32 protein-coding genes, 3 pseudogenes and 1 riboswitch are annotated in these 24,033 nt (G+C 33.0%); of the genes and pseudogenes, 11 read left to right on the forward strand and 24 right to left on the reverse strand.

All coding sequences use genetic code 11. The features are described 5' to 3' along the window. Window positions 1-16: 16 nt before the first annotated feature. Window positions 17-1,120 carry a glycine cleavage system aminomethyltransferase GcvT gene (gene gcvT / locus CWO92_RS06700; protein WP_101353422.1) on the reverse strand — a complete coding sequence of 368 codons (1,104 nt, stop codon included), beginning with the start codon at window positions 1,118-1,120 and terminating at the stop codon, window positions 17-19. A gap of 184 nt (window positions 1,121-1,304) precedes the next feature. Further along, window positions 1,305-1,399: riboswitch (glycine riboswitch) on the reverse strand. A gap of 186 nt (window positions 1,400-1,585) precedes the next feature. On the opposite strand from gcvT, the gene CWO92_RS06705 reads away from it, so the two are divergent. Together CWO92_RS06705 and CWO92_RS06710 are read left to right on the forward strand one after the other, a co-directional pair. Next, window positions 1,586-3,292, forward strand: coding sequence for a DEAD/DEAH box helicase (locus tag CWO92_RS06705; protein WP_101353423.1), 1,707 nt, complete (start codon window positions 1,586-1,588; stop codon window positions 3,290-3,292). Then, the gene (locus CWO92_RS06710; protein WP_101353424.1) at window positions 3,261-4,058 is read left to right on the forward strand and encodes a YqhG family protein; all 798 of its coding nucleotides are present in this window, start codon (window positions 3,261-3,263) and stop codon (window positions 4,056-4,058) included. The genes CWO92_RS06705 and CWO92_RS06710 overlap by 32 nt, the downstream gene beginning before the upstream one ends. A 36-nt stretch (window positions 4,059-4,094) precedes the next feature. On the opposite strand, the gene CWO92_RS06715 is transcribed toward CWO92_RS06710, so the two are convergent. The 7 genes and pseudogenes from CWO92_RS06715 to CWO92_RS25250 form a co-directional block, all read right to left on the reverse strand. Continuing rightward, window positions 4,095-4,271 carry a YqzE family protein gene (locus CWO92_RS06715; RefSeq protein ID WP_101353425.1) on the reverse strand — a complete coding sequence of 59 codons (177 nt, stop codon included), beginning with the start codon at window positions 4,269-4,271 and terminating at the stop codon, window positions 4,095-4,097. Window positions 4,272-4,381: 110 nt separating this feature from the next. Continuing rightward, window positions 4,382-4,780 (reverse strand): annotated as a pseudogene (locus CWO92_RS25935) (shikimate kinase). Further along, on the reverse strand, window positions 4,777-5,151 hold the full coding sequence (gene comGG, locus CWO92_RS06730) for a competence type IV pilus minor pilin ComGG (RefSeq protein ID WP_101353428.1): 375 nt from the start codon (window positions 5,149-5,151) through the stop codon (window positions 4,777-4,779). The pseudogene CWO92_RS25935 and the gene comGG overlap by 4 nt, the downstream one beginning before the upstream one ends. Beyond that, window positions 5,141-5,635 (reverse strand): competence type IV pilus minor pilin ComGF, encoded by a 495-nt coding sequence (gene comGF, locus CWO92_RS06735; protein WP_165786628.1) that lies wholly within the window; start codon window positions 5,633-5,635, stop codon window positions 5,141-5,143. The genes comGG and comGF overlap by 11 nt, the downstream gene beginning before the upstream one ends. Further along, on the reverse strand, window positions 5,595-5,909 hold the full coding sequence (locus tag CWO92_RS06740) for a hypothetical protein (protein ID WP_101353430.1): 315 nt from the start codon (window positions 5,907-5,909) through the stop codon (window positions 5,595-5,597). The genes comGF and CWO92_RS06740 overlap by 41 nt, the downstream gene beginning before the upstream one ends. Beyond that, window positions 5,896-6,333, reverse strand: a complete 438-nt coding sequence (gene comGD / locus CWO92_RS06745) for a competence type IV pilus minor pilin ComGD (RefSeq protein WP_101353431.1) — start codon at window positions 6,331-6,333, stop codon at window positions 5,896-5,898. The genes CWO92_RS06740 and comGD overlap by 14 nt, the downstream gene beginning before the upstream one ends. After that, on the reverse strand, window positions 6,330-6,506 hold the full coding sequence (locus tag CWO92_RS25250; RefSeq protein WP_496197108.1) for a competence type IV pilus major pilin ComGC: 177 nt from the start codon (window positions 6,504-6,506) through the stop codon (window positions 6,330-6,332). Before CWO92_RS25250 ends, comGD begins: the two co-directional genes overlap by 4 nt. Window positions 6,507-6,634: 128 nt before the next feature. On the opposite strand from CWO92_RS25250, the gene CWO92_RS06750 reads away from it, so the two are divergent. After that, on the forward strand, window positions 6,635-8,137 hold the full coding sequence (locus tag CWO92_RS06750) for a recombinase family protein (RefSeq protein WP_101353432.1): 1,503 nt from the start codon (window positions 6,635-6,637) through the stop codon (window positions 8,135-8,137). 13 nt (window positions 8,138-8,150) lie between these two features. On the opposite strand, the gene CWO92_RS06755 is transcribed toward CWO92_RS06750, so the two are convergent. Further along, window positions 8,151-8,888: an AbiV family abortive infection protein gene (locus CWO92_RS06755; RefSeq protein ID WP_165786611.1), complete on the reverse strand. Its 738-nt coding sequence runs from the start codon at window positions 8,886-8,888 to the stop codon at window positions 8,151-8,153. Window positions 8,889-8,974: 86 nt separating this feature from the next. Next, a complete protein-coding gene (locus CWO92_RS25255; RefSeq protein ID WP_165786612.1) occupies window positions 8,975-9,133 on the reverse strand; it encodes a hypothetical protein in 159 nt (52 codons plus the stop codon). 249 nt (window positions 9,134-9,382) lie between these two features. On the opposite strand from CWO92_RS25255, the gene CWO92_RS06760 reads away from it, so the two are divergent. Continuing rightward, on the forward strand, window positions 9,383-9,826 hold the full coding sequence (locus CWO92_RS06760) for a hypothetical protein (protein WP_101353434.1): 444 nt from the start codon (window positions 9,383-9,385) through the stop codon (window positions 9,824-9,826). Between the two features lie 83 nt (window positions 9,827-9,909). Here CWO92_RS06760 and CWO92_RS06765 read toward each other — a convergent pair whose 3' ends face one another. The 7 genes from CWO92_RS06765 to CWO92_RS06790 are packed head-to-tail and all read right to left on the reverse strand — an operon-like array spanning window position 9,910 to window position 12,530. Continuing rightward, window positions 9,910-10,143 (reverse strand): hypothetical protein, encoded by a 234-nt coding sequence (locus tag CWO92_RS06765; RefSeq protein ID WP_101353435.1) that lies wholly within the window; start codon window positions 10,141-10,143, stop codon window positions 9,910-9,912. Between the two features lie 50 nt (window positions 10,144-10,193). Beyond that, window positions 10,194-10,523, reverse strand: coding sequence for a hypothetical protein (locus CWO92_RS06770; RefSeq protein ID WP_101353436.1), 330 nt, complete (start codon window positions 10,521-10,523; stop codon window positions 10,194-10,196). A gap of 11 nt (window positions 10,524-10,534) precedes the next feature. Continuing rightward, entirely contained in the window at window positions 10,535-10,711 is a 177-nt protein-coding gene (locus tag CWO92_RS25260) for a hypothetical protein (RefSeq protein ID WP_165786613.1), read from the reverse strand. Between the two features lie 3 nt (window positions 10,712-10,714). Continuing rightward, window positions 10,715-11,170 carry a YrvL family regulatory protein gene (locus tag CWO92_RS06775; RefSeq protein ID WP_235851570.1) on the reverse strand — a complete coding sequence of 152 codons (456 nt, stop codon included), beginning with the start codon at window positions 11,168-11,170 and terminating at the stop codon, window positions 10,715-10,717. 36 nt (window positions 11,171-11,206) lie between these two features. Next, a complete protein-coding gene (locus CWO92_RS06780; protein WP_101353438.1) occupies window positions 11,207-11,530 on the reverse strand; it encodes a hypothetical protein in 324 nt (107 codons plus the stop codon). Window positions 11,531-11,551: 21 nt separating this feature from the next. Continuing rightward, on the reverse strand, window positions 11,552-12,259 hold the full coding sequence (locus tag CWO92_RS06785) for a hypothetical protein (RefSeq protein WP_101353439.1): 708 nt from the start codon (window positions 12,257-12,259) through the stop codon (window positions 11,552-11,554). A gap of 28 nt (window positions 12,260-12,287) precedes the next feature. Next, entirely contained in the window at window positions 12,288-12,530 is a 243-nt protein-coding gene (locus tag CWO92_RS06790) for a hypothetical protein (RefSeq protein WP_101353440.1), read from the reverse strand. A gap of 331 nt (window positions 12,531-12,861) precedes the next feature. Here CWO92_RS06790 and CWO92_RS06795 point away from each other — a divergent pair, with 331 nt between their 5' ends. The 6 genes from CWO92_RS06795 (at window position 12,862) to CWO92_RS06820 (ending at window position 16,796) form a co-directional block, all read left to right on the forward strand. Then, on the forward strand, window positions 12,862-13,443 hold the full coding sequence (locus tag CWO92_RS06795; protein ID WP_101353441.1) for a recombinase family protein: 582 nt from the start codon (window positions 12,862-12,864) through the stop codon (window positions 13,441-13,443). A gap of 689 nt (window positions 13,444-14,132) precedes the next feature. Further along, the gene (locus CWO92_RS06800) at window positions 14,133-14,678 is read left to right on the forward strand and encodes a helix-turn-helix domain-containing protein (protein ID WP_101353442.1); all 546 of its coding nucleotides are present in this window, start codon (window positions 14,133-14,135) and stop codon (window positions 14,676-14,678) included. Window positions 14,679-14,700: 22 nt separating this feature from the next. Further along, complete coding sequence (locus CWO92_RS06805) at window positions 14,701-15,345, forward strand: hypothetical protein (RefSeq protein WP_101353443.1); 645 nt, start codon at window positions 14,701-14,703, stop codon at window positions 15,343-15,345. A 70-nt stretch (window positions 15,346-15,415) separates the two neighbouring features. Then, complete coding sequence (locus tag CWO92_RS06810; RefSeq protein WP_101353444.1) at window positions 15,416-15,739, forward strand: hypothetical protein; 324 nt, start codon at window positions 15,416-15,418, stop codon at window positions 15,737-15,739. Window positions 15,740-15,776: 37 nt separating this feature from the next. Beyond that, the gene (locus CWO92_RS06815; RefSeq protein ID WP_101353445.1) at window positions 15,777-16,121 is read left to right on the forward strand and encodes an immunity protein CdiI family protein; all 345 of its coding nucleotides are present in this window, start codon (window positions 15,777-15,779) and stop codon (window positions 16,119-16,121) included. Window positions 16,122-16,379: 258 nt separating this feature from the next. Beyond that, entirely contained in the window at window positions 16,380-16,796 is a 417-nt protein-coding gene (locus tag CWO92_RS06820) for a hypothetical protein (RefSeq protein WP_101353446.1), read from the forward strand. A 268-nt stretch (window positions 16,797-17,064) separates the two neighbouring features. On the opposite strand, the gene CWO92_RS06825 is transcribed toward CWO92_RS06820, so the two are convergent. Then, the gene (locus CWO92_RS06825) at window positions 17,065-17,895 is read right to left on the reverse strand and encodes an RES family NAD+ phosphorylase (RefSeq protein ID WP_101353447.1); all 831 of its coding nucleotides are present in this window, start codon (window positions 17,893-17,895) and stop codon (window positions 17,065-17,067) included. Between the two features lie 19 nt (window positions 17,896-17,914). After that, the gene (locus tag CWO92_RS06830; protein ID WP_101353448.1) at window positions 17,915-18,922 is read right to left on the reverse strand and encodes a DUF4917 family protein; all 1,008 of its coding nucleotides are present in this window, start codon (window positions 18,920-18,922) and stop codon (window positions 17,915-17,917) included. A 147-nt stretch (window positions 18,923-19,069) separates the two neighbouring features. Here CWO92_RS06830 and CWO92_RS06835 point away from each other — a divergent pair, with 147 nt between their 5' ends. Next, complete coding sequence (locus tag CWO92_RS06835) at window positions 19,070-20,263, forward strand: protein kinase domain-containing protein (protein WP_101353449.1); 1,194 nt, start codon at window positions 19,070-19,072, stop codon at window positions 20,261-20,263. A gap of 146 nt (window positions 20,264-20,409) precedes the next feature. Here the strand turns inward: CWO92_RS06835 and CWO92_RS25940 are convergent. The 5 genes and pseudogenes from CWO92_RS25940 to CWO92_RS06860 form a co-directional block, all read right to left on the reverse strand. Then, window positions 20,410-20,559 (reverse strand): annotated as a pseudogene (locus CWO92_RS25940) (prepilin-type N-terminal cleavage/methylation domain-containing protein); the annotation flags it as partial. Between the two features lie 13 nt (window positions 20,560-20,572). Continuing rightward, the gene (gene comGB / locus CWO92_RS06845; RefSeq protein ID WP_101353451.1) at window positions 20,573-21,574 is read right to left on the reverse strand and encodes a competence type IV pilus assembly protein ComGB; all 1,002 of its coding nucleotides are present in this window, start codon (window positions 21,572-21,574) and stop codon (window positions 20,573-20,575) included. Further along, a pseudogene (locus CWO92_RS26260) lies at window positions 21,546-22,046 on the reverse strand (ATPase, T2SS/T4P/T4SS family); the annotation flags it as partial. The pseudogene CWO92_RS26260 and the gene comGB, both read right to left, overlap by 29 nt. Window positions 22,047-22,200: 154 nt before the next feature. Further along, complete coding sequence (locus CWO92_RS06855; RefSeq protein ID WP_101353453.1) at window positions 22,201-22,815, reverse strand: replication-relaxation family protein; 615 nt, start codon at window positions 22,813-22,815, stop codon at window positions 22,201-22,203. After that, window positions 22,754-23,917: an FtsK/SpoIIIE domain-containing protein gene (locus CWO92_RS06860; RefSeq protein WP_101353454.1), complete on the reverse strand. Its 1,164-nt coding sequence runs from the start codon at window positions 23,915-23,917 to the stop codon at window positions 22,754-22,756. The genes CWO92_RS06855 and CWO92_RS06860 overlap by 62 nt, the downstream gene beginning before the upstream one ends. Window positions 23,918-24,033 lie beyond the last annotated feature (116 nt).

The following is a 24,033-nucleotide window of genomic DNA, read 5'->3' on the forward strand; positions in this document are numbered from 1 at the left end:
TCGGTTCTCTCCCATCCTATTTTTTTACCCTTTTATAAAATGGTGTTGGCACAACTTTAGCCTTTAATAATTTCCCGCGTATTTCCACGTTCACTTCTTGGCCAATTTCACTATTCTCAATATTGAGCAATGCGAGCCCAATATTTGTTTTAAATGTTGGTGATTGCGTTCCTGACGTCACCTCACCAATTTCAACATCTTTCGCAAATACTTTGTAGCCATGTCTTGGAATGCCTCGGTCCATCATTTCAATCCCAACCAATTTCCGTTTCAGACCATTTTCTTTTTGAGATGTTAATGCATTTTTTCCAATAAAATCGGCTTCTTTTCCTAGTTTCACCGCAAAGCCAATTCCAGCCTCCAATGGTGAAATTTCTGCTGAAAGTTCTTGTCCATATAGCGGAAGAGTCGCTTCAAAACGAAGTGTATCTCTCGCACCTAGACCACACGGTAATATTCCTTCTTCACTGCCTGCTTGTAAAATAGCATTCCACAAGCCAACTACATCTTCTCTATTGCAATAAATTTCAAAACCATCTTCCCCTGTATATCCTGTTCTAGAAACAAGTGCAGAAGCAACTGATAAGTCCACTTTGGAAGAAAATTTAAAAAATTTAATTTCCGATAAATCCTTGTTTACTGCCAACTTTTGGAGAATCCCTTCCGCTTTCGGTCCTTGGATAGCAAGTTGTGCAATGCGGTCAGAAATATTTTCAAGGATGACGTCTCCTTCTACATGTTTCTCTAACCAGGCAAAGTCTTTTTCGATATTCGCAGCATTGACAACTAATAAGAAATCTTCTGCTGAATTTCTATAAACCAGTAGATCATCAACGGTCCCGCCATTTTCATAGCACATTGCATTATATTGGGCTCCGCCGTCTACGATTTTCGCAATGTCATTTGTCATCATTTTTTGTAAAAAGTGTAAACTGTCTTTACCTTTTACCGTGAATTCTCCCATATGAGATACATCAAATAATCCTGCTTTCGTTCTTACGGCTTCATGCTCTTCCTTTATGCTGGAAAATTGCACAGGAAGCTCCCATCCGCCAAAATCAATTGTTTTTCCACCATATTCTTTATAAGTATCAAATAATGGTGTTCTTTTTAATGGCATTCGTTTTCCCCCTCATTTGATCGTTGATTCCTTACTATGTCCCATTGTAGGTGCCGCAAAGACCAAAAAAAAGACAGAAAAACTCTACGTATTATTAACTGAGTTTCTCTGTCCTGTAACCTGAAAGTTTACCATCGTAATGGTTTTCCTCTTGGGTGGCTTATAAAAGCACTCTCCAGAGTTGCGTCAAACAAGAGTCTTTTTGCCTGAGAGATTCACAACTTTCGTTATTTGCTCCTTCGGCGCTGCCTGCCGGGCAGTCTCTCCCCTTATTCTCATTCGCCTATATTAAATTAAAAAGTGGGCATACTAAGAATTAACGAAAATGTCATGCTTTACATTATGTTTAAGCTATTTTCATCCTATCATTAAACAATTATTTCAGCAATCATTTTTGGCGTAGATAACTTTAAGTTTTTAAACTACATTATCTTTCTCGGATGATAAGTATAAGGAGTGGCATAAATGACGATCAACATTGAATTTGATCCGACATGGGGTGAGGAATTATCCGATCGCTTTCAAAAGGATGGACCATGGGGTAATTGGGAGCTTTATAAGCTTGCCATTGAAATGGAAAAACATTTCATCATTCCTGAATTTGAAGGATTACAAGCACCACAGCATTTAGCAAATCTTAAACCTTTGCCTCATCAACTTGAGGTTGCAAAACAAGTGATTGAGAAAATGAATGGAAAAGCAATTCTTGCCGATGAAGTTGGTCTTGGAAAAACCATCGAAGCAGGTTTGATTCTGAAAGAATATATGATTCGAAAACTGGTGAAAAAGGTATTAATTTTAGTTCCAGCCTCATTAGTTTCACAATGGGCGTTTGAACTCAACACTAAATTTCATATTCCGGCAGTTGCCCAAAAAAAGAGTTATGTCTGGGATCAATTTGATTGTGTCGTTTCTTCTATCGATACAGCAAAAAGAAGTCCCCATAGAGAAAAGATATACGAACAAAATTATGACCTAGTAATTATTGATGAGGCACATAAACTAAAAAATCATAAAACCAAAAACTATGAATTTGTTCAAAATCTTAAAAAGAAATTTTGTTTATTATTAACGGCAACCCCGATTCAAAATCGTATTGATGAAATCTTCCATTTAGTGTCTTTATTAAAACCAGGACATCTAGGGAGCCAAACTGGTTTTATCGAAAAATATAAGAGTGGTGATCGCAATATTAAGGATGATAAACATCTCAATGAATTAGTGAATAAGGTGATGATACGCAATCGCCGTGCAGATACAGGAATAGAATGGACGAAACGGCATGTAAAGACAGTATTAATAGATTTTAATAAGGAAGAAAGAGATCTTTATAATGCTATTGATGTATTGAAAGGAAATCAGGATTATGCGGCAAATGTAGGTTTCACCATGATGACTCTGCAAAGAGAGGCATGCAGCAGCCGAGAAGCCGTCTATTATACCTTAAAAAATATGCTTAAAAAAAGAGAAAACCCAACCCCTGAATTTGAAGAAAAAATACAATTTCTCATTAAAAAAATCGAAGCTGTAAAACAAAATTCGAAAGCAGAAAAGACGCTCGAGCTTATTAAGGAGATTAATGATAAAGTCATTATATTCACAGAATATCGTGCAACCCAGCTGTATTTACAATGGTTCTTAAAGCAGCATGGCATTACTTCTGTACCGTTTCGCGGTGGATTCAAGCGTGGAAAAAAGGACTGGATGAAAGAGCTATTCCAAAAGCACACGCAAGTACTCATCGCAACTGAAGCCGGTGGTGAAGGGATTAATCTTCAGTTTTGCCATCACATGATTAACTTTGATTTACCTTGGAATCCGATGAGATTGGAACAAAGGATCGGTCGTGTGCATCGTCTCGGGCAGGAAGAGGACGTCCATATATATAATTTTGCAACAAAAAATACAGTGGAGGATCATATCTTAAAGCTGCTGTATGAAAAAATTAATTTATTTGAGCGGGTTATTGGAGAACTGGATGATATCTTGACACGGCTTGAATTTGGAAAGTTGGAAAACCATTTAAAAGATATCTTTCAACATTCGAACTCAGAAGGCGAAATGAAGATAAAAATGGAGAACTTAACAGAAATGATTCAATTTGCAGAAACGATGAAAAAACGGGAGGAGGATTCTTTGCATGCAGCAGGAGGAAATTCATCAATATCTTGAGCGCTATTTTGCAGCAAATGATTGTGAAATCTTGGAGAACCAGCCAGGGTTTTTGACCGTTCAACTTACCATTGATATGGATAAAGAACTTATGAACCGTCCTTTTTATTGGCATTATTTAGAGAAAACAGGTGGTATTCCGAATCCTGCGAAGCTTACCATTATTACAGATAAGAACAATACACCCGACGATGTGAAAGGCGAAATGATACATTTTGGGGCACCTCGGCTTCATCAAATCTTTCAATCGACGAAAAAACTCGCGGGGTATATTCGCTTATTTGAGGATTCAAAAGTTCTTCAAAATCAGCAAAGACCATTATATCCTTGGCTTGGCGTAAATATAAAAATCTCCTATCAATGCGATCGTAAACGGGATGTTTTTCGTTCTTTTGGCTTGAATATGATTAACGGTGGACTAGTCGAAAATTTTCAAGATTATTTACAAACAAAAAGACTTACCCCAAAAATACCGGACTTATGTTTTACCCTATCTCCTATTATTATGCCAAAAAGCGGATTACATCGAATTGAGACCTTTTTAAAACAAGAAATTTTAGATGAAGATCATGAATGGGCGGAACAAGCGAGACGAAGATGGGAAGAAGATTTAGCATTATTGGATCATTTTTATGAGGATTTGGAAGAAAAACCGGAGAGCTATCAAATCGAAAAGGAAGCCTTGCGGGAACAATATGAACCCGTCATAAAAATCGAGATTATTAATGGTGGCATCTTCTACCTAACACAGCCGATTGTAAAATAAAAAAGGAAATAGAAGGAGTCCTTGAAGGATGATCTTCTATTTCCTTTTAAATATCATTAAAATCGCAAATGGTATTACTCCAAACCATCTGCTTAAGAATGGCGTTTTTTCTAATTTTCTTTGCATCCGAATTTCTTTTCTTGCTGTTTTAGGTGTATCAAAATGCTTGACAAAGGTTTGCGTAATATACTTAATATAATCATTGGTAGACATTATTGGCAACACTCCTTATTCATTGAAAGTGTACCCAATATTAATTTATTTTATTCTTTTTATTATTTCATTGACCGTTTCTTCCATATTGAACTCATTCTTCTCAATCATCACTGTCGCAGTTCATAGAATAGCTTTCTTGGCTTATACAAGCCATTAATTTCTTCCAATGATTTATTCTCAACAAGCGGCCTAGACGTCTCATACTGGATTCTTTCCATTATTTTTTCTATACTACATTTAAGGAAAATGGACGCCCCAGTTGTAATAATCCCTTTGATATCTTTTGTATTTAAGAGTATTTCAGATTCTCATTCTCGAAAATAAGCTTCTCCCTTTTCAGCAAAAATTTCCGATATTGTCTTACCTTCTGCTTGTTCAATCCATAGATTTGTATCGAAACAGGTATATGAAGATGTTCGGATAATTTTTGCCCTATCAGTTGTTTTACCCGCACCCATAAAACCAATAATATACAACGGCCGCCTTTGTTGAACTTCTCCCCTCATATTTCAATCCATTTCGAAATTCGCTTTTCTGTCTGATCATAAATTAATTCATTTTTCGTTTCTTGTCCAAACGAAAGATGTGTGGTTAGGATGATACGATATTGATTATCATCTATTGATTTTATTTGAAAGGAAACATTCCCTTCCTCAAATGATATCACACCTTGATTCTCCATTTTTTGATTTTCTATACGTTCCATTAATGTTTTCAAGGTTAAGGAAATCATACTGTTCCGTATATAATACCCTTTTGCTTCTTGTAGATAGCGAAATTCCGATAAGTATATTTGGACAGATGAAAGGAGAAGAAAGAAAACAACAAAGGTGATCATTAATGTAAATGGTAAAATAAATCCTTTTTCATTTTTCACTTTCCTGCCCCCCTACCCTAGAATCCTCCAATACAGTCGGATTAAAAAAAGTAAACTCGGCCATTACTTGTTTATTATTTGTAAATTGAACGCTAAGAGTAATATGATTATTGTTGATAGCAAACTCCACTCTCCTCACCTTTTGCAATACAACTTCATGACCAGTATCGTTTACTCTTCGGCGTAACAATAAGCCAAATGGTTCATACGAAACCTTTTCACCATTTACTTGTAATATAAGCTTGTTCCCAGTCCTGCTAGCCTCGTTGCAGTTCCTTAATTCTCTTCTTAACTGCATTAAGAAAATATTCCACTCATATGAATCCTCTGTAGATAAAGAATGATTGATTTGATTAACCCCCTTCATTACTAAGGGAATAATACTTAAGATGACAACTGCAATCATTAAAGTAATAATACTTTCTACTAATGTAAACCCCTTTTCATTTTTCCGTTTCAGTAATACAATTTTGTTTCTTATCATATAGCACACATGCTTTCCACTTCCCATTGAAAGATGTTATAGAGGTTTCGTAACTTCTTCCTTCTGATGTAAACCTTTTTGATAATGTATCGTTAATCATAAATTGCTCTGAACTTTCATACAAAAATCGATAAGCCAATAGATGCTCCTTATTATTTTCTAAATTCTTCATCATGTGAAACATAAGGGGAAACAACATGGTTGCTACAAATAAGATAGCGCCAAAGGCTACTAATCCTTCCGCAATAGTAAAACCTCTCTCATTCCTGTACACGGAACCTCCCCCTTCCAATATTAAATATCAGTTCAAACGTATGCCCATTTATTTCAAAAGTAAGGGTTCCAAATCTGCTAATATTTCCATCTCGCAAAATAGTAAAAGATAGAAATGATCCTTTTATTAATTTTACAGAGGTGTCCCAGGACCTATTCACAATTACGTTACCATTAGCAGTTTTCATCATATAGCGATTATAAGCTGGGTAAAATTGAACGGTTACAATCTCTTGTCTGCTTATCGTATAGGTTTGCGCATAGTAAAGGTCTGCTTCTAATTGTGAAATAATCATTTTCTTATCCATTGTGTCTTTTAAAGGTTTGAAGCTAGCCAGGCTTAGGGAAAGAAAAACGGTGAGCACTAATAATACGATTAACACTTCAATTAGCGTGTAACCCCTGTTCCCTAGACTCGCTTTCAAGAGTTATTCCCCTTGACCTCAGTTACTTTTCCGTCCGCATCGATTTTGACAGTATTTCCATTCGGACAAGTGGTTCTTCCATCCTTTAAATATCCTTCTTTCTCCAAGTCGCCCACACTTTTTGGAAAACTATGCTTTTCCATTTCATATGCTTCCACCTGTCCTTGGACCATGTTGTCAGAAAAACACAGTACATCCTCCTTAAATAAGTAGCTCTGACATCATGTCACAGTTTTGATAACTCTCTCTAATTATAGAGATAGAGACAAAAATCAGAGCTTTATTAGGAGGAGAAAACAAAATGGTACAATCAGCAACAAAGTTAAAGGTAGCAATTTATGTTAGGAAATCTAGAGAGGAAGAGGGAGGAGCAGAAGAAACTCTGCATACTCAGAGGGAAACTTTAATAAGAATAGCTGAGCAAAAGGGATATAAGAATCCTGATGTATTTGAGGAAATTGAAAGCTCTATAAAATGGAATAGACCTGAGTTAGCTAAAATGATTGCATCTATTGAGGATGGAAAATATAACAGGATATTGGTTACTCATATAGACAGACTTGGCAGAGATATAGGTCTGTTAGATGATATTAAAAAGCTCTGTATTCAGCATGATATTGTCATTGAGACTCCTGACAATGTTATTAAGTTTGATGATGAAAATCAGGAGCTACTTTTTGGATTTAGCTCAGTCCTTTCTGACTTTGAATATAAAAGGATTAGACACAGATTACAAAAAGGAAAATATGATGCTGTTGCTATTAATAACAGATGGATTGGCTCAATACCTCCAATAGGTTATACATGGGATAAGAATACAAAGCAGTTACTTGTAAATCCTGATGAAAAGAAAATAGTAAGAAAGATGGTTGAATTAGCTTTATTAGGTTACTCCTCAAGACAAATAGCTGACAAAGTAAATGAGCTAGGTTATAGGTCTAGAAAAGGTATTCCTTTTAAGACAGACAGAGTATTAGGCATCCTACAAAATAGAGTTTATGTAGGGGAGTCAAAGTATAACTCTAAAAGGCTGAAAAAGATTGCTATTGCAAAAGATACTCATGAGGCAATAATGACTGAGGAAGAATTTAATCAGGTACAGGCTCTTTTTAAATCTAGAAGGTCAAAAGAAAATCTACAATCCTTAGGGATTAAATCTCCTGTCAATAAGCTCTTAGTTTGTGGAGTTTGTGGAAAAGGGATGACAATACAGCTCAATAATAAAGTTAGAAAGACAGGGAGAAATTACTCCTTTTATCAGATTAGACCTTGTAGACATCAGATTGACCTTGAGACTAAATGCCATAATGGAGGAGCAGCTATATACAAAGTAGAAAATGCTGTCGTAGAGGCATTAAAGCTGTACAAGAAGGAATTAGAGGAGTCCTTAGTAAGTTTGTTAGATGAGGATACATCAGATATTGAAAATAACCTTAAATCAAATTTAGAAAGTCTTGAGGCAGACCTAGCTAAGCAGGAAAGAAAGGCTAAAAGGCTGTTAGACCTGTATTTAGATGAGGAGTTAGATAAGCAATCATATCAGCAAAAGAAAGAGACTTTAGAGGAAACAATCTCAGCTCTTAAAAATGAGATAAACATTGTAAGAAATAAATTAGAAAGCCTAGATGCCTCTACTCAGGTTGATAAAGTAAAAGGAATAATTGAAATGATTGATAATTTTGAGGAGATGGAGCTTGAGGAGCAAAATGCTACATTAAAGCTGATTATCTCAGGAATTGTATTTACTAAAACTGCTGAAACAAATAATGAGCCTGTTATAGATATTAATTGGAGAGAGCTGTAAAGCCCTCTCTTTTTTATTTTTGTTTTTGCAGTTCTTCTAGCTCATCTACACTTTCTAGAAATTGTTTTAAAGCATTTGAATACTCTATTTCCTGAGTTAATTCATTAAATCCAAATCCTTCTTTATCAAAATCAGGTAACTGATGATATTTTTTTTGTATTTTGGCAAGTGTAATACCAAATCCACAAATATCTTTGTCTATTCTTTCACTAGGTTTATAAAAAATGCCATCATGGAAATCAGCATACAGGCTACTATTTTTAAATCCATTCAGTAAATCAGCAACAGCAGGGATCATATTTATTTGTTTTTGATTTTCAGCATCCAAATATAATTCTTCTATAGCCTCTGAGTAAGAAAAATTAGTCTCATCTAAAAAATCCATAATTTCATCATAAGAGTTAGTAATTAATGAAAATTTAAACTCTGTATATCCTTTTACTTTCATAAATTTAAATAAAATCAGTAGCATAGACACATAACTTTGTGAAATTTTAGTCTGATGGTCTCTAATATCTTTATTAAGTTTTTTCCAATTAACTTTTTTGCCAAAATGGATATCCAAAGCTACAGAATACAAAATAGGTAATTTCCCAAATTCCTCAAATGCTATATGGGCACAGAGGTAAGCTCTAGCATATTTTTCATGATTATAGAGTAGCTCAGCCTCCTCTAACAGCTCACAGGCATTTTCATTTATTTTATAAAATATTTTTTCAATATCCTCTACTTTTAATTGGTTAAAACTCATCCTAACCATCTCCTATGAAAGCCCTTTATTATTATTGTATCTTTGTATCAAAAATAAAAAAAGGAAAAGCCTCTTAGCTCTTCCTTTTAACTAGCTGATTTATTTTGCTTATGATTATAAAGGTCAATCATTTTCTTTGCCCACATCTCAAAGTTAGGATTTCCATGTATATTTACTGTGACTCTATCTTTAGTCTTAAAGGTAATGATCTCTTCTTTATTTTCCTGTTTTTTAAATTGCTCCATTTTGTATCCTCTCCCTTTGCAATGTTTTATCTAAGCTATATTTAGCAGGGAATTTAAAACTGTGACATTTTGTCCATTTCTTCCCCTCATAACTATCATTAGAGAAGAGTTCTTAAACTGTGACACATGCTCATATTGCTCCTAACATTGCAATTTTAGATAGGGATTATTTTTGTTACTTTTAACTCCAGTTTTTCACAAAATAGAATCATGATATATTTATATAAATGGGAAACATGGAGGTTTCTAATGTGTGAGCCTATTCAAATTATTTATGATGTTAAGGCATTGGAAGGAACTTGTTATGTAGAATTGAAACCAGGAAAATACACAGGGAATCATTGGAATAAAGACTCTATATATTTTTCAGATGAGACATTTTCATTCTTTTCTTTTGCAATTGAAAAACATTATAAGAGGTATAGTTTGTTTGGTGTGAGTGAGATAAGTATGCAAACTTGGGGACTAATAATTGCTGAGCTTGAAAAACTAAAATCAATATTACAGAACAATCCAAACATTGCTGAATTAAAAAAACATCTTGTATTTTTGTTAGAAGAAATAACAGAGAAAAATTTTCTTAAAGACTTTCATGAAAATATAAACAGGCTGATAAGGGTAATAACTGAGCTACAAACATGGGTAATGAATACAAGCAAAAAACATGATTTTATTTCAATCTTAGGAATTTAAAAAAGGGGAGGCAAATCACCTCTCCTGTACTCAATGTGCAATTATGTTCTGCCCTATGATCTATTCCTAAATTACAGTATTAGTTAGTGACTTGTAATAAGTACAATACCAATAAGAATAGCTCCAAGTGATAACAAGAAAGCAAAACCACTGAGACTGCTTGGACTTAAAATTTCAGATAAGCCTATGATTAAAAAAAATACTTTTTTTGATTTTTTGGTTTCATCTTTCTTAAATTCTTTATAACCATAGCTCAATAAGTATATAGCAGATGCCAGACCAATTATTAAGAGGACTACTCCAAGCATTACTAACACAAAAATCTAGTCCCCCAATCTAAACTGTTTTATTGGTTAATAAGTGTTTTTTAACTAAACATGATACTATCTTTATCAAAATACTTCCTTACTTCCTCAGTAAACCCAGTATCCTCAATCCATTCAAAGACCTCATCCTCTAATGCCTGTATCTGCTCATTTTCTGTTTCATCTTCTGAATAAAGGTATAAATCATTAATTCTGGCAATAGCTGCAGAAAGATTTAGTTTCTTTTCAAAAGCTTCTTTTGCTTCTGCATCTGTTTCCTTTTCCCTGAATTTATCCTGTAGTCTATCTAATTGGTGTAAACCTTTGCTTAAAAAGTAAATTGCCATTAATAATTTTCTTTTTTCTTCATCTGTCATTTGATTGAATTTCAATAATCTCACCTCTATCTTTCTTTAGGAAAAACTTTTTTTACTATTACTGCAACAATAAATACAGCAATAAAACAAAGGATTAATCTAACTATTTCTGTAATTATCCAACTATCCCAAATATTTAAGTCCTTTGTGAATGTAACTACCACAATAGTAACTAAAACAGCTAATAAAGAATCTTTATTCAAGCTTTATTCACCTTGTTCCTTTTTTTCTTTTTCCTCAAAAGCCATCCCAACCAAATGAAAGAATAGAACAGCAATGATTTCTGTTGTTAATTGAATAGAAATACCACTAATTATTTCATCTGCTACATGAAATGCTACCCAAGAAAATGTGCAGTCTATAATCATCCTTGTGAGAAATAGTTTAGTTTTACCTGTTATATTCTGAGTTGCTACTCTAATAAAAACCATTGCAATTAAATCAAGAATAAAGCCAATAATGAAATATAACAAAACAAAAAGTAATAGTGATGAAAAAGATTCATACCTTACTCCAAATAATTTTAAAAATCCTGCAATCCCAAAGAAAATGCTCCCAATAATAATTGAAACACAAACAATTATAAGTAATGTTATTGCTGAAACAGCAATTACCCTTTCAAAAAGATTCATTTCTTTAAAAGAATAATTTTTACTTTTCATTTTCACTCTTGTGATAACTCCCTTAGAGGCTTTTATTTATGAGTTTTTACCAATCTTTTTTTCTCTGTATGGATATAACACTGTATCAACCCAATTTTTAAACATATCATTGGCACCTTGCTCTGTTTTAATGTTTCCTAAGAATACCCCAAAGTAATCAGTATAGTGATGTTCCTGATTATCAAATAATGCTGTATATTCTTGTTTGTTTTCAAATTCATTAAAAAACAAATCCAAAGTTTTATCATACCTTTCCAAAGCAATTGCCTCTAAATAAAAAGTAAATTGATCTTTATAATTGTCTATGTGTATGTGATTACCAGTATAATTTTCATTGTCAAAGTATCCTTTATTTTTCATGTCAAATTATATTACTCCTTATTAAAAACCAAATTTCCCCAAGAGATTTTTTGTGTCATTCTCATTTTTTGTTATCAAAGCATTAATAAAATGAATATTTGCATTTTTAATTGCTTGTTTAATTTCAAGGTAAGGGAGTAACTCATCTTTCAGCATTTGTAAATATTTCTCATACTTCTCTTTACTTGAGTATAAGACTTTATTTGTTTCAGCAACATCTAAAGTATGTTTTTCCAAATCAGCAATTATCAAATTTGCTGTGTTATAATCCCCTAGTTTAAGGTAAGAGTACAATTTATCAACATTCCAAAGCACTTCACCATATTTCTCTAACTCATGCTTATTTACAAAGTCCAAATATGTTTTAAGGTCTGTTACCTTTTCAAGAACAGGAGCAACATGCTTTTGGAAAACTGCTAATACATCATTAACAACAGAAACTGTCTTATTGTAATTAAGTCTGTCAAATTCCCAGTAATCAGCATTGGTTAAAAAATCATCAAGTCTAAAATTTCCTTCTCTTAAAAAGACCTTGTCATTCTTAATACAAAATGGAAATAGTCCAATGTTTAATGTGAAATCAATTGGACTGCTTTTAAATAAATATATGGTTTGAATAATCTCATTCCCCACTACTTTAATAAATAAGGAACCTTTTAGTTTGAATCCTAAACTTTCAGCATAATCTTTGAAAACTTCTTTATAAACTTTGGTTAATAATAAACTCACTGTAATACCCCCATAGCAGGATTGTACATTATTTCTTTTGTTTTAGTTTCCTTACTAATCCAGTAGCAGCAAGTATCAATCCCATAAATATTGGTAACTTGTGATTAGCATTTTCAGTTGTGTCTGTAATAATGATTAAGCTTAAAAGTACAATGAGGCATAAAAACACAATGTTCTTCTTCTGTTCACTAATTTTAAAGATTTTAAAGGAAAGAGTCAGTGATCCTAAAATAAGTAGAAAAACAGCAATTTCAATAACATCAAGCCACATATAATTCACCTCAATTATTGTCAAAAATCCATTCTTTGAGCAAATTCTAAACATAAAATATGCATATTACTATTGGTAAATTTTCCTTAATCAAAGCTCACTATAATACACAGTGGGTAATATTACCAATTTAGTTTTTTTTAATTGTAGCTATATTTCAGGCACTTCTCTCCCTGCTCCTTACCCCCTAGTCCCCCCTGTACCCCCTTAGAGCTCATAGTGTCCATTTAAACCTTACCCAAAATAGACAATAAAGTAATCCTTGATTATACTAGGTTTATAGAGTCTATTTTAAATGTCTATTTACTGTTATATCAGGAGGTTAACATAGATGGCTAAGCAATATGGATATGCAAGGGTATCAACAGCAGACCAACATCTAGAGGCTCAAGTAAAGGCTCTACAAGAGGCAGGAGCAGAGGAAATATATAAAGATAAGGCAACAGGCAAGAACACTCAGAGAGAAGGTTTACAGGCTCTGCTAAGCATCCTACAGGCAGGAGATACACTTATTGTTACCAAGATGGATAGAGTGGCTAGGAATGTCAAAGAAGGCATACAGCTTGTGGATGAGCTTACAGAAAAGGGGATCAAGCTGCATGTTTTAAATATGGGTATGTTTGATGGCTCTCCTACCTCAAAGCTAATCAGAAACATCCTTTTATCTGTAGCAGAATGGGAAAGAGAAATGATACTGGAAAGACAAAGAGAAGGAATAGCTGTAGCAAAAGCTCAAGGTAAGTACAAAGGTAAGCCTAAGAAATACACTGATAAAAACCCTGCTTTAGTCCATGCATTAGAGCTGTTTGCAAACAGAGAAACCAATGGAAAGACAGTTAAGGAAATCTGTCAGATCACTAAGGTAAGCAGAGCATCACTGTACAATATTGCAAAGGAGAAGGGCATCCTCTGAGGAACTGCTCTTTTTTTGTTTCATCTTTAATTCTCAATAGTCCCCCCTCCTATTTTTCAAACTGAAAGGTCAGAAAATAAATATTTTTATGTCTTGGACATTCTTGGAATCTTGGATGTTTTAAGCATTGGTACATCAACACTTTACTGTACTAAATAATCCAAGACCATGCTTTTTACACTCCTTTTTCATAACATCATCCTTATTCCTTCCAATAAATTTTTAACTGAGGCAGAATACCTCCTTATTTCCTCCATTCCTCCATTTAATTTTAAAAAGTTTTTTCAACAGATAGCTGCAATATGTCACAGTTTTAAATTCCTCCTCTAATGATAGGTATGTGGACAGGTTGAGTAGTTATGGAAAAAGAATTGCATTGCCTGTCACAGCTCAATACTTTCATCTAATGGTAAATATGAAGGCAGGTTGAGCAGGGACATTATCAACCATGTCACAGTTTCAAAGTTACATCTAAATATAGTCATGTGGGGCAGTCAATCAATCCCATTTGTCCCTACTATCCAACAATCAGAGGGGGGAATGTCTACTTAACACTAAAGAACTGAAAGACTAGAAAGCTGAGAAAGACTTGATAGGTTGTAAAGGATGGATAGTATATCCCTTTTCTTTGTATCAAATTGAGTAACAACAATTACAACAATATCTATGGGAGGAGGTAAGTAAATTCAATGAATGTAGTAAATGAAAAAGACTACTCCAAGCATATCCCAAGAGAAACTATTCAGCAGGGGAAAGCTCTACTCAAGGAAAGACTTTGTACCTCTGATATTGAGCAAGAGCCATTTGTCCATTTATCTGTCAGAGAGTCCTACAATCTTTCTGCTGATGAAATTGAGAAAAAGGCTTACCTATCATTAGACAAGGATTTTATTGCTCAAGGGGGACTGTCTAAGCTCCATCCATCAGCACTAAAAGTATTGCTTGTTATTGCATCTCATACTGATAAGGATGGCTTTGCATGGATTTCACAGGAGAGTATAGGAAAGCTAGTAGGACTTACTAGACAGCAGGTAGGAGTAATCATTCATAAGCATCTATTACAAAATGTCTACAATGAAAGAAAGCTCCTAGAGGCTATCAAAATTAGAAAAAAGGATGGACAGGAGTTTTATCTTTACCATCCAATAAACTGCTACCTAGACTATGAGGTTTACTCTGGTGATGATGTTCTCACTGAGGAATATGAGGAATTAAATGTGATTGAAATAGACTAAAAAATTATTGGGGGAATTTATAATGAATAAATTACAAGTGAACTTTATGGCTACTTTGGCAATGTTAGGACTAGAAAATAAGGCTCAGGATGTTCTAGTAAATGACTTTAAGTCTCAGCTTGAGACTTTTAAAGATACTCATAAAACTATAGAAAATGCTCAGGCAGTACATGAGCAATATAATAATTTATCCAAAAATTTAACAACAGAAAAGAAAGCTCTAGAGGCTGAAGTTGTAGAGCTGAAAGAGTCCATTAACAATCTAGATGTTAAAGGTGACATTGTGGCTCAGGTTATGACCATAAATAAGTCCATTCAGGAAAAAGAGGAGAGAATTGCAGGAATTGCCTCAACTCAATTACTACTAGGTGGTAAAGCAAGACAGGATATTATTGATGCACTATATGAGGGGTACAAAGCTCATAAAGCCTTATCAAGTGAAATTTATCAACTTATTGGTACAGTAAAGCCAATTATCAATCAAGCTAACAAAGCTCAGATTGTAAAGGCATTACAGTCTGTAGTAAATGAACTTAACCATTTGGGTTACATCCTAAGGGACATTACAGCTAGTGTTAATGCTGAAAGGCTTAATTATAAGGGTGTTGTTTTTAGTATCAGTAATACTAGTATTATCTCTGCTATGTCTCAGATAGAAAGAATGTAATTAAGAAATTTTTAGAGGTTGGGCAAGCTGCTCTGCCTCTTTTATTTTACAAGAGAGGGAGAATGGATCAATGAGCATAATTTATAATTTTAATACATGGAAAGTGTCAGGGAACAAAGCTCCTCAATGGAGTCAAAAGGCTTACAAACTAATGAGAGTAAACATAAATAAAAGAGGTTATACAGGTGAGCTATTGGGAGCAATCATGTATCTCCACTTTATAAAGGGGATGACTGTCACACAAATAAGAAAAGCTCCTACAGGTTATAACCTACCTAGTGTCCATATTAGGAGCATTATTAAAGGCACATTTAGTCCTGATGCATTTATTATTTTCATGGATATGCTTGAGACTGAGCCTGAGATATTGGACAGGCTTTTTAGAACATATTAAAATTGAATAAATAGTTTCAATTAGGAGTGTAATTTAGATGCACTGTTTTTGTGAGAATAAGCAAACTTTTGATTTAAAGGTTGAAGGTGATGTTAGTGCAGACCCTATTTGGTGCAATCAATGTGGCTGTAACTTTGACATTGAAGAGGCTCCCCTTTCAGAGGATTTAAAGGATGATTTGATGAGGTGGGCTATGATCTATGGTAGATGGATTGACTGGAGTAAAGATACTTTGCTCCCCAATGGAATAGAATTAGAAAATGAGCATAATAAACAAGGGCAACAACTTACTGAAAAAGTGAAACAGGAGCTTGCTAATAAATATAGAGTAAGATTTTCTCCTTCTACATCAGCTAGAATGTATTCTGATTTAGATTTTTGACTTATTCAATAAACAAGCTGTTTTTCTTGAATGAATTTTATCAGAAATAATAGTAAAGGAGGGGTTATCTGTGCCTCTCCTGCTTTTTTTGTTTAAATAGTCAGTGGTACTTTCTGTCCAGAGGCTTACAGGTTATGACTATGCTTGGTACTCAATCTTATATGTTGGATTTGTTTTTTTTGAAAATAAAATAAAATAAAATAAAATTAGTGGGAAGAATTATGAAGAAATGATTTTTCTGTAGAGGATGATTATTAAATGATTACAATAGCTACTGCTGAAAATTACCTCAAAAATAAAATTGGTGATAATACAAATGATGTTCTTAAGGTTTGGGAGGAATTTAAAGCTTTTGCAAAAGAGGATGTTGTTGGAGAGGAAGAGAAAGCCATATTATTTCAGTGTGGAATTTTCAACTTTACTGGAGAGAAGTTATTTTATTTTGACCTTGTTAGACAATTCACTGATATAGAGGATGGAAATATGCAACAACTGCATTGTGAATTTGTTTTTAATCCTGTTAAAGAGTTTAAAAAATTAAAAGTATCAGAATGGTATTTTAACTATGAGGGTGAGTTAGATGATTATTTTAAAAAAGTAGAAAATCTTAAGGAATTTAAAATTCCACTTAACTATACCCCTGTCCAATTTAACATTTTTCAAGAAGAAGTTTAATGTTAGTATAAAGGTATTCCTATTTTCAGGAGAAGGGACAATAAAAATCAACAGAGATAACATAGTAAAGTAGGGGATTTGCCTCTCCTGCTTTTTTGTATAGTAAAATGAAAATTTAACTGAGATATTGCCTTTTTAAATGCCCACACAGTCTGCTGCAGTTTAAAAAATTGGAGGAGATTACATAACCCTAACAAAAAGGAGAGCATTTCTGCTCTCTATGAAGATATTCTTTATTAGTTGTTACCTCATAGTCAAAGAGCTACCCCTATAGATAATCAGAGACTGTTACATGTTTCATTGTATTAGGTACAACAGATGCATACTCTGTATCAAATAACACTAGGTTAGTTCCATTTTTATGTACTGTGCTTTTATAAATCATACCTGCATAACCTTGCTCCTTTATATAATTTGCAATAGCTTGAAAAGGAGCATATTCCATCCTTTTTATATCTTGTTTGTCTGTTTCAACAGGCTTAAAAATTTGGTCAGATGAGAATATATTAAAGTAAAGCATTGTAATTATCTTGGAGAGCTTTGTATGATTCATAACTCTGAATTTCTTATCATAGGATTTTTTCTTAACATATTGCTCTAGCTCATGAATTTGTTTAGGTATGCTACTATCCCCACAAATATTAACAACTTTTTTATTTCTTCCTAAATCAGTAACCTGAAATCTACATACAGTAGCTGTAGAATCATGAGGTGCTCTTATTTCTTTTAAGCAGGTAGTAATGGATTCATTGAATTTATTTTGTTTGTTAATACCTAAATATAAAAATACAGTTCCTGGTGGGTTCATTCTATTTTGGTTTTGTGAATATTCAAGTGTAGGAATCATTCTATTGTAATTTGTAAGACTTTGTATTCCATTAGCTCCCCTATACATTGGAAATATGTCTTTCAAAGATTCCTCAAAATAACCAACAGCTTTTGTAAACATGCTATGAAAGGATTTAAAAAAGACATAATCACTAATTAACTTTTCTATGTCATTGTACAAAACTTTACCTGAGCTTAAATCATCTTTTAACACAGTCCAAAGCTTTCCTAAATCATTAACAAGGTAATCATAATCAATATCATCTGCCATTTGTACTCCCCCTAAAATCTTACCAGTTTCTAGGTTCTCCCCAAGCTAATGGATGACTAATATACTTAACAGATTTATCAAAAGTCATTGAGTTAAAGAAGTAAATTTCTTTATCTGGAAAATAACTTCTAATTCTCTCAGAGGTAGCCTCTTTTCTATCTAAGTCATATATGCCATAAGCTATAACATCTACATTAGAATTTATTATTGCATCTACTATATGTTTATCAGCAGATTCATTTAAATCATGACCATAGATTGTTAAATGCCCACTTATATCCCTTAAAGAGTTATAACAAAATCTTAAATACTTATTTGATTGTATTTGTTCTAACTTATCTTCCCATTTCCCTTCTGATACATAAAGAGGTATATTATTCTGCTCCATTGATTCAGTAACAGCATCAATTAAAAATTCATGTCCATTCTTTCTTACCTTTTCAATTACATTTTCCTCATTAACAAATAAATGTAATCCACCATGCAAGTAATATAAATTTAAGGAGTCATCATTTTTTTTAGGTGTAAAGTTTAAATAATATAAGCCATTTCTTCTAAAAAAGTCATTAATAGTCCTGTGTTGATTATGTAATTTAACATGTAGCCAATATGGAATAAGATCATAATTAGTAGTAAAAATACTATTAGTGAAAATACTGAAAGTATAATTAGTGTCAATTCCATTATTTAATTGAATATCAAAGTTATTAGGATGGACATTAACAACTCCATTTATTAATGCTCTTTTAATTCTTTCATAACTTACAATAAGCTCATCAGTTTCATAACTAAATATTTTATTTATGCTTAAAGCTCTCTTTATGTTTTCTAAGACATACTCAAAGTTAGTTGTATGTAGTTCCTCAAATAATCTTCTATCTTTGTAATCAAGTGTCTCCCTTTGATTTTCATACAGAGAAGAATAATTAAAATCTTTCCATAAACCTATTGAAAAACCATTTCCAATTAATAAATGCTCAGTTTTTATTTTTCCAGTTTCAAATAGTTCTTGGTAACTAGCTATCATAAATAATAATCTCCTCTATATGTTCTGTACCCATTTTATCTTAACAAAAAAGGATTGTTACACTCCACTCCTTAATTTACTATTATCATTATTTTCCATAAAAATATGATATAATTTCCTCATAAAAATTACCAAAGGAGCAATAATATGCCTACCATACAGGAAAACCTTTTAATATATATAAAGAATAAAGTTGATGATCATTTTGAAAGATTTACATATGAAAATGTAAATAGATATATAGATTTTTATGAGGACATAAACTTTCCTGAATTTAAAGAGTTTTTTTCTTCATTTCACTTTTATCTTAATAAGTTATTTATATTCTTAAATGGTAAGTTAAAGAGCAATAGGCATTATAATGCCTATGAAAGTAGACAATTAATGTTCTTAATTGATGAAATATATTCATTACAATCAACATTGAAAGATACAGAGTATTATTTTACTGTTATTCCATACTACAAAGGGATATTTGATAAGTGTGAAAAATTTCTTGTTGAAAGTGGAGGGAGTGCTATCCCTCATGATTTTGAATTTATTCAATTGATTGATGCTGAGCCTATATTTACTTTTGATACTCAGGTATCCATATCAAGAGCTCATAAAAACATTTCATTCCCTACAAAAACAATTGGCACTGGTTCCTATGCCACTGTCCATAAATACAAAGATGATTACTACAACAGGTTTTTTGTTATAAAAAAAGCAAAGAAAGATTTAACAAAAGATGAGTATGAAAGATTTAAGAGAGAATTTGAAGAAATGAAAAAGTTAAATTCACCATATGTTATTGAGGTATATCACTTTGATGATGAAAAGCAGCAATATGTGATGGAATTTGCAGATGATACATTAGAATCATATATTTTAAAAAATAATGGGACTATGGGAGTTAAAGAAAGAGTAAATCTAATTAGACAAATACTTAGGGCATTTAAATACATTAATAGTAAAGGTGTTTTACACAGAGATATAAGTACAAAAAATATATTGATTAAGAAATATGAGGGTTTAAATGTAATTAAGGTATCAGATTTTGGACTAGTCAAATTAGAGAACAGTGTATTAACTAACAAGAATACTACAATTAAAGGATATTTTAATGACCCTAAATTAGAGTTAATTGGCTTTGATAAATATACCATTTTCCATGAAACATATGCCTTAACCAGAATTGTCTATTTTGTAATGACTGGAAAAATCAAATTGGATTCTTATAAAAATAATGACTTTAAGAAATTTATTGAAAAGGGCATTGCAGATGACCCTTTCAGCAGATATAAGGATGTTCAAGAGTTGCAAGATGCTTTCAACAAATTAGTACCTACTCTATCCTAAGTGGGTACTTTTTATTTGTGAAATATTCAGGTTTTAGTTCTCCCTCTTTTTTTGTGCAATCTTTTTTAGGATTTTATAATTCTTGACCAAACCCTGAAACCCTTGTAAAATCAGCATTGAAAAGAGGATGAACTGTATTTATTCCATTTCACAAAAGCTTCGCATCCTTTATTATTAATATTTTTGCTATGTTTTGTGATATTTGGAATTGCTACAAATATTAATATCGTTATTATTAATAAGACGACTAACATTTCTATTAATGTAAAGGCATTTTGATTTTTTACTAGTTTCAAATGAAATACCCCCTTAAATCGAATTCATCATATCAAACATCGGCAGCATAATGGACATATAGACTGCCAGTACTAATAGTCCAATCATGCTAAACATAAGTGGCTGCAAAACTTTAAATACCTTTTCCATTTTTTCCTCTATTTGACCAAGACAAAAGCGGCTATAATATTGCAATTCTTGGTCTAATCTGCCATTTTTTTCACCATGTTGGATAACAATAAATAACTGAGGATCATAGAAGGAAAACTTTGAAAGGGAATAGGAAAAGGAATAGCCTAATGTTAGATCTTTACGAATCAGTTCTGCTATATTCTTCACTAGTGGTCGGTAATGCTGTTGAGCCATACATTCTAATACCTCATTGATCGATAAACCACTATGCAGTAAGAAAGAACATTCCCTCGCTAAAAACTGACTATTCAACAATCGGGAATATGTCCGTATTACAGGTATTCGAGCAATCATTTCAGCTTTCTCAATAGTTGTTCTTTTTGAGAAAAAAACACTTGAAAGAAGGATAATCAAAAAAACATTTCCACTGAAAATTGTTACATAAAACGGCCCTTTCTCCATAAATTGAGTAAAAAAGCGAATAAATAGGGAAGGTTGATAATCCATGGAGGAATAGAGGTTAGCAAATTGTGTGAGTAATAGTGTTTTTAACATAAATAGTATAAGAATGAGAATCCCTATTAAAATCAATGGATATTGTAATAATTTAAGGATTGTCCTTCGTTCATTATCTCTTTTAACTAAATAATTACCAGCTTCCTTGAAGGCCAATGCGATATTCCCATGCTTCTCAGCAAAAAACATTTGGGCACAAGCTTTTTTATCGAATTGCTCTTCACTTAGAATTTCATGAATCGGAATTCCGTTTTGTAATTTCATTAACATTCTATGTGTATAATATTTTTGATCCACTCTTCCTAAAAAATCAATGGCATCCGCTATTGAAAATCCATTCTGCAGCATATCACCGAGTCTATTTAAAAATATACCCTGCTCTTTCAAGGTTTGCTTGTTCCGTTTCAAAAACCCAGCGATTATACTCTTGTTTAGAGATATAACCAAGTGCAATCCCCTTTCGTAAAATTTCTCTTAACGTTACGTATTGATACGGTGTTTCTAAACCACTAGCCTCGTCTAATACACACTTCAATGACTTTCCATACAATAACTCATAAACAGCCGCTCTTCTTTTTTCGTGGTAGCGCGAACAGTATTTTGAACATCGATCCCCACAAAATGGACAGCTAAGCGTAACGAGTCGCTGTGCAGTTATGCCAATTAGTGTTTGCTCCAATTCCATTTGCTTAATCCCAAATTCTAATAATCGATAAATTGCTCCTTTCGCATCTCTTGTATGCATAGTACTTAGAACTAAATGACCTGTTAATGCAGCCCGTACAGCAATTTCGGCGGTTTCATGGTCTCGAATCTCACCAACAATTATAATATCTGGACTATACTCTATAAAAACTCTAGTTTCATCCGATTAACGATAAACTCAAAAATCCTTATATATCAACGGTTTTGAGACAAAACACCCCTCTTTTTATATATTTATACTCACCCTAGTTAACGCTACTGTGTGAGCATTTTGGTGGTCAAGTGGTCAATCGCTTGACCTTTTTTATTTATTTAATGTAAATATGCAAATTTAATCCTTCTCCCCATTCTGCTAACCGTCTTTTTCTTAGTTCTGATTTCGTAAAGAAGATAATCTTTGGGTCATGACCAAATTGCATTTTAAATGCTTCCTTCACTTCATAATATATTTGCAATTTCTTTTTGTTTTCTCCCATGCTTTGAACATTGTCAATTTCTACAAAGTGATGAACTCCTTTTTGATAAAAACGTGCATCCGGTCGAAAGTTTATCTCTTTATGACTTAAACCATCTTTTACTTTAACTTTTACTTGCGGTTCATTCTTCCAATTATCCGGGCAACCAAGCAAGACATATAAATCATTTCTCATTAAGGTATGCTCGACATTCTGATTCCACTTCACATCTTTGGTTGATCCTATTAACTCCCTTCCTTCTTTGGTTAAGTAATAAATGTTTTCCACTATTCGTTTACATTGAATATACCCTTCCTCCTTTATTTCTTTGAGGATTCGATAAGCATTTTTCCCTCCTCCTAAGTTATGAATAGCTTGTAATTGACCTTTTGTTACAAATTCCAATTTATCCAAGGTCAATAGTATAGCTTCGTGTCTCTGTCTTTTTCTCTCGGTTTGGGGCAACACGCATAAAACCTCCTAAACGCTCCATCATTTCTTTATCGCTGATGTAAGGGGATTGGAATTTCTTTAGTTCGTGAGTTTTGTATAATCCTCTTCCGGGTATGTTAGATGGAAGTTTTTCTGCTCCTGTTTCATCAATGGCTACTTTGGAAGCATATCCAGCCGGCAAACGAAATGAAATCTTTCCATCAGCATTCATTTTTACTTGTCTTGGCATACAGTCAGCAGTTGGATATTGAGTGCAATAAATTAATCTGTATCCTAATGCTCCAGCTACCCTTGCGACTTCGGATAGAACACGTTGGCAACCTTCTAATAGTTCCTTTTCTTCTTTACTCATGGAGGAATCGGGTGTGAGTTGTGCGGCTTCATCTACAATAATGAAAGTGCGGTTTTTGATTGGAGTGTCGATAATGTTAGACCATAAATTCTTGCGAAATATCGCTTCACGTTCTTTAATATTGTCATGGATGGTATTTAACATAATAGCAGCTTCTTCTTGATTGGTTGCTATGTCATTTACTTGTTGCAATTTGCGATAACGTTCAAACTCTAATCCTCCTTTTAGATCAATAATATAGAAAGAAACTTCCTCGGGATGGTGTTCGATAAGATACGTCATGATGTTCTTAAGCATAACTGTTTTTCCAAATCGTGTAGTTCCTGCAATGGTCATATGTGGAGTTTTATCATAATCATGATAGATAATATCCCTATGAGTTTTGCCTACTGGAATTCGCCACCCTTTAACGTCTGGAACGTCTTTATAAGGAAACATTTTAGGTAAGTCTTTATCGTACACGTATATATGAAGAAAATAGTTATATTCAATCTCTACAGGTTTCTTTAATGCTTCTTCAATGATAATGGCATCGTTTATAATTTCTTCACTATGCAACCCTCTTGGTAATTTGTACACGTAACAGGTATAACCATCTCCTTTTTTCTTTTCTTTGAATGTTGGTACATACACTTTATCGTCCTCTTTGACAAGCAACTCAAGACGATGAAAGCATGACTCAATAATCTTTCTTTCGTTCATTCTACTAGTTGGCATAAGCGCTACTGCCCCTATTGCGATTGGCGGTATTAACCATTCTATCATGTGCGCCCCTCCTTGAAATTATCGAATCAGATAATGGAATTATCAATGAGATAATTGTTTTAAAATCAAACTACAAAATGGACAAAATAATAAAACAAGATATAAAGCAAAATAAC

Origin of the sequence: Heyndrickxia camelliae, from assembly GCF_002844575.1 — a bacterium.
Lineage (GTDB): Bacteria > Bacillota > Bacilli > Bacillales > Bacillaceae_C > Margalitia > Margalitia camelliae.

What these genes read in the sequence shown, in the direction of transcription:
- CWO92_RS06750 (WP_101353432.1), top strand. Translation starts at nt 6,635, where the DNA reads ATGGTACAATCAGCAACAAAGTTAAAGGTAGCAATTTATGTTAGGAAA.
- CWO92_RS06805 (WP_101353443.1), top strand. Translation starts at nt 14,701, where the DNA reads ATGAATAAATTACAAGTGAACTTTATGGCTACTTTGGCAATGTTAGGA.
- CWO92_RS06820 (WP_101353446.1), top strand. Translation starts at nt 16,380, where the DNA reads ATGATTACAATAGCTACTGCTGAAAATTACCTCAAAAATAAAATTGGT.
- CWO92_RS06755 (WP_165786611.1), bottom strand. Translation starts at nt 8,888, where the DNA reads ATGAGTTTTAACCAATTAAAAGTAGAGGATATTGAAAAAATATTTTAT.
- CWO92_RS25255 (WP_165786612.1), bottom strand. Translation starts at nt 9,133, where the DNA reads ATGGAGCAATTTAAAAAACAGGAAAATAAAGAAGAGATCATTACCTTT.
- gcvT (WP_101353422.1), bottom strand. Translation starts at nt 1,120, where the DNA reads ATGCCATTAAAAAGAACACCATTATTTGATACTTATAAAGAATATGGT.
- CWO92_RS06790 (WP_101353440.1), bottom strand. Translation starts at nt 12,530, where the DNA reads ATGTGGCTTGATGTTATTGAAATTGCTGTTTTTCTACTTATTTTAGGA.
- CWO92_RS06705 (WP_101353423.1), top strand. Translation starts at nt 1,586, where the DNA reads ATGACGATCAACATTGAATTTGATCCGACATGGGGTGAGGAATTATCC.
- CWO92_RS06780 (WP_101353438.1), bottom strand. Translation starts at nt 11,530, where the DNA reads ATGAAAAATAAAGGATACTTTGACAATGAAAATTATACTGGTAATCAC.
- CWO92_RS06825 (WP_101353447.1), bottom strand. Translation starts at nt 17,895, where the DNA reads ATGGCAGATGATATTGATTATGATTACCTTGTTAATGATTTAGGAAAG.
- CWO92_RS06810 (WP_101353444.1), top strand. Translation starts at nt 15,416, where the DNA reads ATGAGCATAATTTATAATTTTAATACATGGAAAGTGTCAGGGAACAAA.
- CWO92_RS06830 (WP_101353448.1), bottom strand. Translation starts at nt 18,922, where the DNA reads ATGATAGCTAGTTACCAAGAACTATTTGAAACTGGAAAAATAAAAACT.
- CWO92_RS25250 (WP_496197108.1), bottom strand. Translation starts at nt 6,506, where the DNA reads ATGGTCCAAGGACAGGTGGAAGCATATGAAATGGAAAAGCATAGTTTT.
- CWO92_RS06760 (WP_101353434.1), top strand. Translation starts at nt 9,383, where the DNA reads ATGTGTGAGCCTATTCAAATTATTTATGATGTTAAGGCATTGGAAGGA.
- CWO92_RS06775 (WP_235851570.1), bottom strand. Translation starts at nt 11,170, where the DNA reads ATGAAAAGTAAAAATTATTCTTTTAAAGAAATGAATCTTTTTGAAAGG.
- CWO92_RS06860 (WP_101353454.1), bottom strand. Translation starts at nt 23,917, where the DNA reads ATGATAGAATGGTTAATACCGCCAATCGCAATAGGGGCAGTAGCGCTT.
- CWO92_RS06835 (WP_101353449.1), top strand. Translation starts at nt 19,070, where the DNA reads ATGCCTACCATACAGGAAAACCTTTTAATATATATAAAGAATAAAGTT.
- comGF (WP_165786628.1), bottom strand. Translation starts at nt 5,635, where the DNA reads ATGATAAGAAACAAAATTGTATTACTGAAACGGAAAAATGAAAAGGGG.
- CWO92_RS06715 (WP_101353425.1), bottom strand. Translation starts at nt 4,271, where the DNA reads ATGTCTACCAATGATTATATTAAGTATATTACGCAAACCTTTGTCAAG.
- CWO92_RS06800 (WP_101353442.1), top strand. Translation starts at nt 14,133, where the DNA reads ATGAATGTAGTAAATGAAAAAGACTACTCCAAGCATATCCCAAGAGAA.
- CWO92_RS06710 (WP_101353424.1), top strand. Translation starts at nt 3,261, where the DNA reads ATGCAGCAGGAGGAAATTCATCAATATCTTGAGCGCTATTTTGCAGCA.
- CWO92_RS06795 (WP_101353441.1), top strand. Translation starts at nt 12,862, where the DNA reads ATGGCTAAGCAATATGGATATGCAAGGGTATCAACAGCAGACCAACAT.
- CWO92_RS06815 (WP_101353445.1), top strand. Translation starts at nt 15,777, where the DNA reads ATGCACTGTTTTTGTGAGAATAAGCAAACTTTTGATTTAAAGGTTGAA.